Consider the following 9,806-nt stretch of genomic DNA (forward strand, 5'->3'; position numbering starts at 1 on the left):
GGCCGACCCGTGCGGGCCCGGTCGGGACTCCGGGTGATTCGAGTCGCGGAGCCGGGGCACGCGGGGGGTTCGGACGGAGGGAGTGACCTGACATGACCACAGCCGGATCGTCATGGGCCGCCGCGAGGCGAGCGGCCCGGGGGGACGCCGTGCGCGGAGGTGCACGGGCGGGTTTCGCGGCGCGCGGTGTGCTGTACCTGCTCATCGGCATCCTGGCCGTACGCATCGGCCTCACGGGCACGAACGAGCAGGCCGACCGGGGCGGGGCCCTCGCCGAGGTGGCCGCGACGCCCTTCGGGGCCGTCCTGCTGTGGGCCCTGGGCATCGGACTCGCGGGAATGGCCTTGTGGCGGCTCTCCGAGGCGTTGTTCGGCGCGGCGGGGCCCGACGGCGGCGGGGCGGGCAAGCGCGCCCTGTCCGGCGCGCGCTTCGTCTTCTACGGGGTGTCGTCGTTCCTCGTCCTGGCCTTCGCGGTCGGCGACCGGGGCAGCGGGGCCGGCTCCACCGACCGGCAGAGCCAGGACGTCACCGGGCACCTCCTCGGCCTGCCCGGTGGCCAGTGGTGGGTGGGCGCCGCGGCGGCGGGGTTCCTCGGCGCGGGAGTCTGGACGGCGGGCCGGGCGGTGCTGCGCACGTACCGCAAGCACCTCGTGTGGGACCGGATGTCGAAGCCCCAGCGGCGGTTCATGGACGTGACGGGCATCGCGGGGGGCGTGGGACGCGGACTCGTCTTCGGCGCGATCGGCTCCTTCGGCCTGAAGGCGGCCATCGCCTTCGACCCGAAGGAGTCCAAGGGCATGGACGACGCCATCCGCTCCTTCGCCCAGACGCCCGCGGGGCCGTGGCTCCTCGTCGCCGTCGCCGTCGGCCTCGTCCTCTTCGGCGTGTTCTCCTTCGGCCAGGCCAAGTGGCGCGACGTCTGACCACCGCGGTCCGCCCCGGGCGGCGGGGGGACGGGAGGGGCCCTGCGGGGCGGGGCGTCCTCACCTGCCCGTTCATTCCGCGTTTATGGGCACGTGTCACGGTGTTCCCTGCCCCCCTCCCCCTCGGCGGACGGAGTACGCGTGACCACGGCAGCCGCTTACGAGAACCAGGCGACCCTGACCTACCGGATCTCCTTCACCGCGGGTCCCGACCTCTCGGGAACCCTCCGGCGCACGTCGGGCACCCCCGTGACCATGAGCACCTACTACCACGGTCTGCCCGAGCCCAAGGGCAGGTTCGCGGGCGAGTACCGCCACGAGAGGGATCCGGAGAGGCAGACCGTCAACATCCTCGCCAACGCGGTCCTGGAGCGGCTCGGCTGCGACGACGACCAGTACCTGGCCCAGGTCCTGGCGCAGGTCACCGGGGGCAGCATCGCGCTCCACTCCGAGAAGGGCCCCTGCCACTCCTGCCGGGCGGTCCTCCGGCAGTTCCTGCAGGACTACCCGATGATCGCCTCCTGCGTGGTGACCTACCGCAAGACGGACAAGCGGGGCCATGCGATCCGCGCCCTCGAACCCGCCGGAGGCGACCTCTGCGGCTCCTACGGCTACGAGGACGCGGTGGAGCTCGGCGGCAACTGGCGCAAGGTGCTGCGCTGACGCCTCCGGGCGGCACACCGGGAGTCCGTCGGCGCGGCCGCGCCGACGGACTCCCGGCCGCTCCGGGCAGGCCCCCCGTGGCCGCGTCCCGTGCGTCCCGCGCGTGGTGCCCCTGGGCGGTCGGCGGGATGGGGTGGGATGGGGTGGGATGGGGGGATGGAACATGCCGTCGGCTACCGGCCTCTCACGAAGGCGCTGCACTGGAGCGTCGTGATCGCGTTCGCCGTCCAGTTCGTCCTGGGCTACGCCCTCGACGCCTCCGGGTCCGGGCACGGTCGGGGCCGGGGACGGGGCGGGGACTCCGGGCGGGGGCGCGGCCGGGGCGGGGGCGAGGGGTACGAGCCCTTCGGCGACGATGCCGTGCTGACGGCCCACGTCCTGGTGGGAGCCGTCATCGTCGTCCTGGGTGTGGCGCGACTGCTGTGGCGCCGCCGGGCCGGACTGCCGCCCTGGGCGCCCACGCTGAAGCCGTTCGAGCGGCGTCTCGCCCACCGTACGGAGGGAGCGCTCCTCCTGCTCACCCTCGTCGTCCCCGCCACGGGCGTGGTGCTCCTCGCCTCGGGCGAGGACGGCCTGGTGGGGGTGCACGTGTCCGCGCAGGCGCTGTTCCTCGCCGCGCTCACGGCCCATGTCGGCCTGGTCCTCAAGCACCAGCTCCTCGACCGGGACCGGCTCCTGCGGCGCATGCTGTGACCCGCGCACGACGGCCGTGACGCCGGCGGCGCTGCCGGGCACGTCGCCCAGGACCGCGTCCGGACTTCGTAGACTGGGGGAACGGCTCGTCACCGGCGGCGGCGAGCGGCCGGAAAGCCCGGAGCGCCGGGAAGCCCGGAGGAACCGAGGGCCCCGGGCCCGGCGAGGGAGCGGAGCGGCATGGGACGGCGTGCCCGGGAGACTGCAGGCGAGGCCGAGGGGCTGTTCGACGTGGCGGACCTCGTGGCCGCGGCCGCCCCGGCCGCGGCGGAGGAGGGGCGGGCGTTCCGCGACGGGCCCGAGGCGGCCCGGCTGCTGCGGGTGGCGGAGATCCACGCCGAACCGGCCGCCGCCGCGTCCTGGCGGGGGCGGCAGATCATCGCGCGGTTCCCCGGCGCCCGGCTCGTGGGGACGGACTCCCACTGGCGCATTCCACACCTCCACGGCAACGGCGGGAACGTCGAGCGCTGGGTCAGGATCAAGAGCGAGACGCTCGTCCTCGGCGAGCGCGCCTCCCTGACCGTCCGTCCCAACGGCCGGTCCGCCGACTGGATCGCCCCCGGGCTCTCCAACGGCTGCGCCATGGCCTGCGCGTACTGCTACGTCCCGCGCCGCAAGGGCTTCGCCAATCCCCTCACCGTCTTCACCAACGTGGAACGGGTCCTCGGCGCGCTCGGCCGCCACATCGCGGCGACCGGGCCGAAGCGGGAGCCCAACCAGTGCGACGAGAAGGCGTGGGTCTACGACATCGGCGAGAACGGCGACTGCTCGGTCGACGACCTGATCAGCGACAACACCGCCGACCTCGTGCACGCCTTCCGGCACTGGCCCACGGCCAAGGCGTCCTTCGCGACCAAGTTCGTCAACCCCGACCTGCTCCGGCTCGACCCCCGGGGCCGTACCCGGATCCGGTTCTCCCTCATGCCTCCGGAGGACTCCCGGCTCCTCGACATCCGCACCAGCCCCGTGCCCGCCCGCGTCCGGGCCGCCGCAGACTTCCTCGACGCCGGCTACGAGGTCCACTTCAACCTGTCCCCGGTGGTGATCCGCCCCGGCTGGCGCGAGGCCTGGGGCGAGCTGCTGCAGAGGATGGACGACGTGCTCCCGAGGCGGGTGAAGGAGCAGGCCGCGGCGGAGGTCATCATGCTCACGCACAACGAGGACCTCCACGGGGTCAACCTGGGCTGGCACCCGCGCGCCGAGGAACTGCTGTGGCAGCCCGGCCTCCAGCAGCCCAAGCGGTCCGAGAACGGCGCCCTGAACGTCCGCTACCGTACCGCCGTCAAACGCGAGGCGGTCGAGGCGCTCACCGCCCTGATCGGGGCCCGCGCCCCCTGGCTGCGCGTGCGGTACGCCTTCTGACCGACGGCCCGCACGGCCGCCGCGCGCCCCGCACAGCCGCCGCGCCCCGCGCGTCAGCCGGCGCCCGACAGCGACGCGTGCGCCTCGGCCAGCCGGTCGACCGCGGTGTCCAGCGCCTCGGGCGGGAGGGTGAAGGGCAGTCGCAGGAAGCGGTCCAGCGTCCCGTCGGGCGAGAAGCGGAAGCCCGGTGTCAGGGCGAGGCCGCGCGCGGCGGCCCGCTCGGACAGGTGCCGCGCGTCGGCGTCCAGGAGTTCGAGCCAGAGGGAGAGGCCGCCGTCCGGGACCCGGAACCGGCACCACGGCAGCTCCGCCAGCCGCGCGGCCAGATGGTCCCGCCGCACGCGCAGCTGCGCGATCCGCCGGGCGAGGACGGCCTCCCTGCGCTCCAGGAGGCGGGCGGCGACGAGCCGGTCGAACGGCGAGGGGGCGAGCGCGGCGGCGAGCGGGAGCGCCGCGAGCCTCCGGACGACGTCCGGGTGCGCCCGGATCCAGCCCACGCGCAGCCCCGGCCACAGCGACTTGCTCAGCGACCCCACGGACACGGTGTTCCGGTCGCCGGCGCGTCCCGCCGCGCGCGCCGGCGGGGCGGCGCCCTCGCGCAGGTCCAGGTCCCGCATGGTCTCGTCGAGGACCACCAGGGTGTCGTGGGCCCGCAGCCGCCTGCGCAGCTCCGCCCGCTCCTCCTCGCCCATGAGCAGCCCCGTCGGGTTGTGGAAGTCGGTGACCAGGTACGTCAGTGCCGGCCGGGCCGCCGCGAGGGTGCGGTCCAGGGCGGCGAGGTCCCATCCGCCGGGGGAAAGGGGCTGTGCGACCAGCCGGGCTCCCGCGCCCCGGAAGAGGGCGAGCGCCCCCGGGTAGGTGGGTGAGTCCAGCACGACCCTGGCGTTCGGCCGCAGGTACGCCGCGCTCAGCAGGCTCAGCGCGGCGTCGGCGCCGCTGGTGAGCAGCAGGTGCCCGCCGTCGGTCGCGAGGCCCTGCGCGGTGTGGAGCGCGGCGATCCTCCCGCGCAGCGCCGACGGCCGGTCGTCCTCGGAGGCGTCGGCGAGCAGCGCGCCGGGCAGGGCGTCGGCGGCCTCCCGTACGGCGTCGAGCAGGTCGTCGAGGGGAGCGGCGGGCTCCGCGACGGTGAGGTCCAGCGGGGCGCCGTTCCGGCCCGCCTCGCCCCGGTCGCTGGCCCACGGCGAGAGGCGGTCGTGCAGGGCGGGCGGCAGGCCGACCGTGCTGCCCGCGCCGGTCCGGGTGACGATCAACCCCTCCTCGCGCAGCAGCCGGTACGCCGTCGTCACCGTGCCCCGTGCCAGGCCCAGCGCCCCGGCGAGCAGGCGCTCGGCGGGAAGGACGGCGCCGACCGGCAGCCGCCCGTCGCGGACGGCCTTCTCCACGGCGTCGGCCAGCTGCCGCGGCAGCGTCCCGCCCCCGGTGCGCCACGCGCCGAGCAGCTGGGGGAGCCGCGACGCGGGGACGCGCCGCACCACCTGGTCCATTGGGCCAGTCTAGGAGGATTGGACCACGACCGGACGACGGGCGCCGTCTGGCGTCGAGACGTACCGCCCCGGCGCGGCCGCCTGCTCCCGGCGCCCGCCCGTCCCCGTAACGGGCCCCGCACCCGGCACGCACCCGCACGGACACCCGACACCGACACCGACACCGACACCCGCCTGGACGTCCCATGCCCCTGCACTACCGCCATGTCGACGTGTTCGCCGGACAGGCCTACACCGGCAACACACTCGCCGTCTTCCCCGACGACCCCGGTCTCTCCGCCGCGCAGATGCTCGCCCTCACGCAGGAGCTGCGCCACTTCGAGACGATCTTCCTGAGGGCCGAGGAGGGGACCCACTACGTCACGGCCCGCGTCTTCGACCTCTTCGAGGAGCTCGACTTCGCCGGGCACCCGGTCCTGGGAGCCGCCGCCGTGTTGCACGAACGCGACGGGGGCGGCGCGCCCCGCCGCTGGACGTTCCACCTCCCGGGCCGCACCGTCGAGGTGTCCACCCGCCCCACCGCCACCGGCTACCACGCCGACCTCGACCAAGGCGCACCCGAGTTCCTGGCGACGGTCCCGGACGCGGAGCGGGCGGGGGTCGCCGCCGCCCTCGGCCTGCCCGCGCACGCGCTCGCCGGCCTCCCGCTCCAGGTCGTCTCCACGGGGCTGCGCTACCTCGTCGTGCCCGTGGTGGCGGGTCTGGCCGGGGCGAGGATCGTCCACCGCGACTTCGCGCGGCTGATCGGCCGGTACGGAGCGCAGTTCGCGTACGTGCTCGACGTCGAGGCGCGGGAGGGCCGCCACTGGAACAACGACGGCGTCCTGGAGGACGTCGCGACCGGCAGCGCCGCCGGCTGCGTCGGCGCCTATCTGGCCCGGTACGGGGCCGTCCCCGTCGACGAGGGGTTCGTCCTGCGGCAGGGCCGCTTCGCCGGGCGCCCGAGCCGGCTCACCGTCGTCCCGCAGGGGCGCCCCGCCGCGCTGCGCAACGTCCGGGTCGGCGGCGACGTGACCATGGTGGCCCGGGGAACCCTCGACACCCTGCCCGCGTGAGGAGCCTTCCCGTGTCCCGTTTCCCCCTCCACACGGCCGACCGCATCCGCGCCGCCGTGGACCTCGCCGACCTCGTCGAGCCGGTCGCCGCCGCCCTCACCGCCCACAGCACCACCGAAGGGGCCCGCGCCCCGGTGATGGTGCTCCCCGTGGCCGACGGCGGGGACTCCCACGTCAAGGCGGCCCACCTGCCCGGCGGCCGCCACTTCCTCGTCAAGGTCGCCAACTGGTTCCCCGGCAACCGCTCCCGCGGCCTGCCCGAGGGCGGCGGGTTCGTCGCCCTCTTCGACGCGACGACCGGCGCCGTCACCGCGGTCCTGGAGGACGAGCACCACCTCTCCGACCTCCGCACGGCCGCCGCGGGAGCCGTCTGCGCCCGCGCCCTCGCCCGGCCCGACGCGAGCCGCGCGACCGTCCTCGGCACCGGCAGGCAGGCCGGACTCCAGGCCCGTGCCCTCGCCCTCGTGCGCCCCGTGGGCCACCTCCACGTCTGGGGCCGCGACCACCGGCGCGCGACCGCCCTCGCCGACCGCCTCGGCCGCGAGCTGCCGCACGTCGACGTCACCGCGGTCACCGACCCGGAGCGGGCCGTGCGCCGCTCCGACGTCGTCGTCACCGCGACGGCCGGCACCACGCCCGTCCTCCGCGGCGCCTGGCTCCGCCCCGGCCAGCACGTCACCGCCGTCGGCGCGGACGACCCGGTCAAGCGCGAGCTCGACGCCGACTGCCTGCGCCGCGCCACCCGGCTCCTCGTGGACAGCCGCGAACTCGCCCTCCGGTACGGGGACGTGTACGCGGCCCTCTCCCGCGGCGAGGTGACGGAGGACCGCATCGACGGCGAGATCGGCGCCGTCCTGGCCGGCCGGACCGAGGGCCGGCGCACCCCGGAGGACATCACCCTCGCCAAGCTCATCGGCATCGGACCGCAGGACCTCGCCGCCGCGGAGACGGCCCTCGCCCTGCTGGAGGCCGGTGCCGTCCGACCGCGGGGGAAGGGCACGGAGGAAGGGTCCGATGACCGTCCGGCGGCTCTCCGGGACTGACGTGGTGCCAGGTTTACGACGGGCTGGTGGGACAGGATGGGACGGGTGACGTTCTCCGACGCCGTCTACCTCACCGTGGGCATCGCCGCTCTGGGGGCGGCCGTGGTTCCCCGGCTCGTCCTGCACCGGCCGCTGTCGATGCCGATGGTCTTCCTGGCCGGGGGCATGCTCGCCGGACTGCTCCCCGTGCCGGCGGTGGAGCCGGAGCGCGCCCGGCTGTGGGTGGAGCACACCACGGAGCTGTGCGTGATCGTCTCCCTGATGGGAGCCGGGCTCGCGCTGAACCGGCCCGTCGGCCTGCGCCGGTGGGCCGGACCGTGGCGACTGCTGGGCATCAGCATGCCGCTGACCATCGCGGCCGTGACCGCCGCCGCGGCGCTGCTCCTGGAATGGCCCCTCGCGTCGGCACTGCTGCTCGCGGCCGTGCTGTCGCCGACGGATCCGGTGCTGGCCGCCGAGGTGCGGGTGGGTGAGCCCACCGACGACCCCGACGACGAGGACGAGGTCCGGCTTTCCCTCACCGCCGAGGCCGGACTGAACGACGGACTCGCCTTCCCCTTCGTGCTGGGGGCCGTCGCCTTCGCCGCCGCCCCCGCGGGGTCGGCGGCGTGGATCACGGACTGGATCCTGGTCGACGTCCTGGCCCGCACCGCCGTCGGGATCGTGGCCGGCGTCCTCGCCGGCCGGCTGCTGAGGTGGATGTTCTTCCGCGCGCGGCACAGGGCGCTGCGCCTGTCGGAGCACATGGAGGGGTTCGTCGCCCTCGGCGCCACGTTCACGACGTACGGAGCGACCGAGCTGATGCACGGCTACGGCTTTCTCGCCGTGTTCGTCACCGCCTGCACCATCCGGGCCGCCGAACGGAGCCACGGTTACCACAAGGTCCTGCACGAGTTCACCGAACAGATCGAACGGCTCCTGACCGTCCTCCTGCTCTTCCTGCTCGGCGTGTACCTCGTCGCCCACGGCCTTCCCTCCGTCACCTGGCGGGGTGCGCTGCTCGCGGTGCTCCTCATCCTGGTCGTCCGGCCGGTCGCCGGTTACGCGGGTCTGCTGGGCACCGGCACCGACCGGCGGGAGCGCCTGGTCATCGCCGTGTTCGGGATCCGCGGCATCGGCTCCCTGTTCTACCTCGCCTACGCCCTCGGCCACAGCGACCGCTTCGACGCGCAGGCGGCAGAGCTCTGGCCCGTCGTCGCCCTGACCGTCCTGCTGTCCGTGGTGCTCCACGGCACGACCGCCACCCCCGTCATCCGCCACCTGGACCGCCGGCGCGGATGACGGCGCCGCCGTCGGCGGGAGGCGGATCCGCGCCGTGCGGTGCCGCGCCCCGGTCCGGATCCAGGGGGAGGTGGAGTCGTCGGCCCCCGGCGGGAGGGCGGCGGGCGGGGGCTCCTGTCGTGCTGTCCGACGCGCTCCGGTCCGGGGCCGGTGGCGCGGGTCCGTGGTGACCGGTCAGTGGTGGTCGGACCGCCGGTCGGTCGGTGCCGGTCGGGCCGTGGTGGTCAGGCAGTGGCGGTCAGGCAGTGGTCGAGGAGGGCGTGGACGCGGGGGGGCGGGCAGGGAGGGGTTGGCCGCGGCGCCCTCGGCGGTGCGGGGGTCGGCGAGGAGGGTTTCCGGGGTCCCGGGGGCCAGGGCCGGGTTGGCGGCGGCCGCCCGGCGGACCGCCGGGTCCGGGTCGTCCAGCGGGGGGTCGGGCAGGGCGGGGTCGGCCGCGGCCAGGGCGCGCACCTGCGGGTCCGGGTGGCCGATGAGGCGGGCGGTGCCGGTGCGGGGGAAGCCGGACAGGGTCAGCAGGTGCGGCCGTGGACCGGGCGGGTGACGAAGACGTCGAGGAGGAGGCCCGGCGGGGCCAGGGGGTGGTGGCAGGCCAGGTCGACGCGTACCGCCTCCTCCTCGTCCCGCGCGAGCCTGTCGACGAGTGCGGCGGGCAGGCGGGGCGATCTCGCCGCGACCCGGCGGAGAGCCGGTTCCCCGGACGCGGCGCAGGCGGCGAACCACTCGGGCGGCGAGCCGCGCCGGGTCGACGTGGGGGTTGCGGGCCGGCGCGCCGCGGACGTCTCGGTCCGGATGGCGCAGGGCGGCGTCGAGGACGGCGTCGGGCAGGGCGCGCCCCTCGCACATCGACCGGCCCGCGGTCCCCGCCGCCGGGTCCAGCAGGCGTATCAGCGCGTCCGCGGGCGCGGCCGGGTTGAAGGCGATGCCGCGCAGCCACAGGGCGCGGAGGGAGTCGGACACCTCGCCATCCTGTCATCTCCCCTTTCCCGGTCCGGCGGTGGCGGGAATTGTCGTGGGGCGGCGGGCGGCGGGCGGTGGCGCGCGCGGCGGCGGCGATTCGGTCCGGCGATCCGTCCGGTGCTCCCCGCCGCGGCGACCGGTCTTCGTCGTCGCAGGTCGACGCGATCAGATGGTCCAGACCATTGACCTCGCGTCGGACCGCTCCCTAGCATCGGTGCCGTCACGGCGGCCGCCCCACGAGGGCTCCTGTCCCCCCGGACACCCTTCTCTTCATGTCCGGAATCGTTCCTTTCAGGTGCGCCCGGTTCCTTTCCGCGCGGCACCCTCGGCGGCGCCGCGCCCCCG

8 protein-coding genes and 1 pseudogene are annotated in these 9,806 nt (G+C 75.6%); 7 read left to right on the forward strand and 2 right to left on the reverse strand.

Translation table 11 applies throughout. The features are described 5' to 3' along the window. The first annotated feature begins 92 nt into the window (after nucleotides 1-92). The 4 genes from IE287_RS24900 (at nucleotide 93) to IE287_RS24915 (ending at nucleotide 3,641) form a co-directional block, all read left to right on the forward strand. Nucleotides 93-923 (forward strand): DUF1206 domain-containing protein, encoded by an 831-nt coding sequence (locus IE287_RS24900; protein ID WP_189851400.1) that lies wholly within the window; start codon nucleotides 93-95, stop codon nucleotides 921-923. Between the two features lie 141 nt (nucleotides 924-1,064). Beyond that, complete coding sequence (locus IE287_RS24905) at nucleotides 1,065-1,586, forward strand: hypothetical protein (protein ID WP_189851401.1); 522 nt, start codon at nucleotides 1,065-1,067, stop codon at nucleotides 1,584-1,586. A gap of 156 nt (nucleotides 1,587-1,742) precedes the next feature. Next, nucleotides 1,743-2,279 carry a cytochrome b gene (locus tag IE287_RS24910; RefSeq protein ID WP_189851402.1) on the forward strand — a complete coding sequence of 179 codons (537 nt, stop codon included), beginning with the start codon at nucleotides 1,743-1,745 and terminating at the stop codon, nucleotides 2,277-2,279. 180 nt (nucleotides 2,280-2,459) lie between these two features. Further along, nucleotides 2,460-3,641 carry a spore photoproduct lyase family protein gene (locus IE287_RS24915; RefSeq protein ID WP_189851403.1) on the forward strand — a complete coding sequence of 394 codons (1,182 nt, stop codon included), beginning with the start codon at nucleotides 2,460-2,462 and terminating at the stop codon, nucleotides 3,639-3,641. 53 nt (nucleotides 3,642-3,694) lie between these two features. Here the strand turns inward: IE287_RS24915 and IE287_RS24920 are convergent, their stop codons facing one another. Next, entirely contained in the window at nucleotides 3,695-5,125 is a 1,431-nt protein-coding gene (locus IE287_RS24920; protein ID WP_189851404.1) for an aminotransferase-like domain-containing protein, read from the reverse strand. Nucleotides 5,126-5,310: 185 nt separating this feature from the next. Here IE287_RS24920 and IE287_RS24925 point away from each other — a divergent pair, with 185 nt between their 5' ends. The 3 genes and pseudogenes from IE287_RS24925 to IE287_RS24935 all read left to right on the forward strand — a co-directional run. Next, a complete protein-coding gene (locus tag IE287_RS24925; protein WP_189851405.1) occupies nucleotides 5,311-6,180 on the forward strand; it encodes a PhzF family phenazine biosynthesis protein in 870 nt (289 codons plus the stop codon). 11 nt (nucleotides 6,181-6,191) lie between these two features. Continuing rightward, nucleotides 6,192-7,223 carry an ornithine cyclodeaminase family protein gene (locus tag IE287_RS24930; protein ID WP_189851406.1) on the forward strand — a complete coding sequence of 344 codons (1,032 nt, stop codon included), beginning with the start codon at nucleotides 6,192-6,194 and terminating at the stop codon, nucleotides 7,221-7,223. 45 nt (nucleotides 7,224-7,268) lie between these two features. Continuing rightward, a pseudogene (locus tag IE287_RS24935) lies at nucleotides 7,269-8,498 on the forward strand (cation:proton antiporter domain-containing protein); the annotation flags it as partial. Nucleotides 8,499-8,678: 180 nt separating this feature from the next. Here IE287_RS24935 and IE287_RS24940 read toward each other — a convergent pair. Next, nucleotides 8,679-9,461, reverse strand: a complete 783-nt coding sequence (locus IE287_RS24940; RefSeq protein ID WP_229883707.1) for a hypothetical protein — start codon at nucleotides 9,459-9,461, stop codon at nucleotides 8,679-8,681. Nucleotides 9,462-9,806: the final 345 nt, after the last annotated feature.

Source organism: Streptomyces omiyaensis (assembly GCF_014650895.1).
Classification (GTDB): Bacteria; Actinomycetota; Actinomycetes; order Streptomycetales; family Streptomycetaceae; genus Streptomyces; species Streptomyces omiyaensis.

What these genes read in the sequence shown, in the direction of transcription:
- IE287_RS24915 (WP_189851403.1), top strand. Translation starts at nt 2,460, where the DNA reads ATGGGACGGCGTGCCCGGGAGACTGCAGGCGAGGCCGAGGGGCTGTTC.
- IE287_RS24910 (WP_189851402.1), top strand. Translation starts at nt 1,743, where the DNA reads ATGGAACATGCCGTCGGCTACCGGCCTCTCACGAAGGCGCTGCACTGG.
- IE287_RS24900 (WP_189851400.1), top strand. Translation starts at nt 93, where the DNA reads ATGACCACAGCCGGATCGTCATGGGCCGCCGCGAGGCGAGCGGCCCGG.
- IE287_RS24925 (WP_189851405.1), top strand. Translation starts at nt 5,311, where the DNA reads ATGCCCCTGCACTACCGCCATGTCGACGTGTTCGCCGGACAGGCCTAC.
- IE287_RS24920 (WP_189851404.1), bottom strand. Translation starts at nt 5,125, where the DNA reads ATGGACCAGGTGGTGCGGCGCGTCCCCGCGTCGCGGCTCCCCCAGCTG.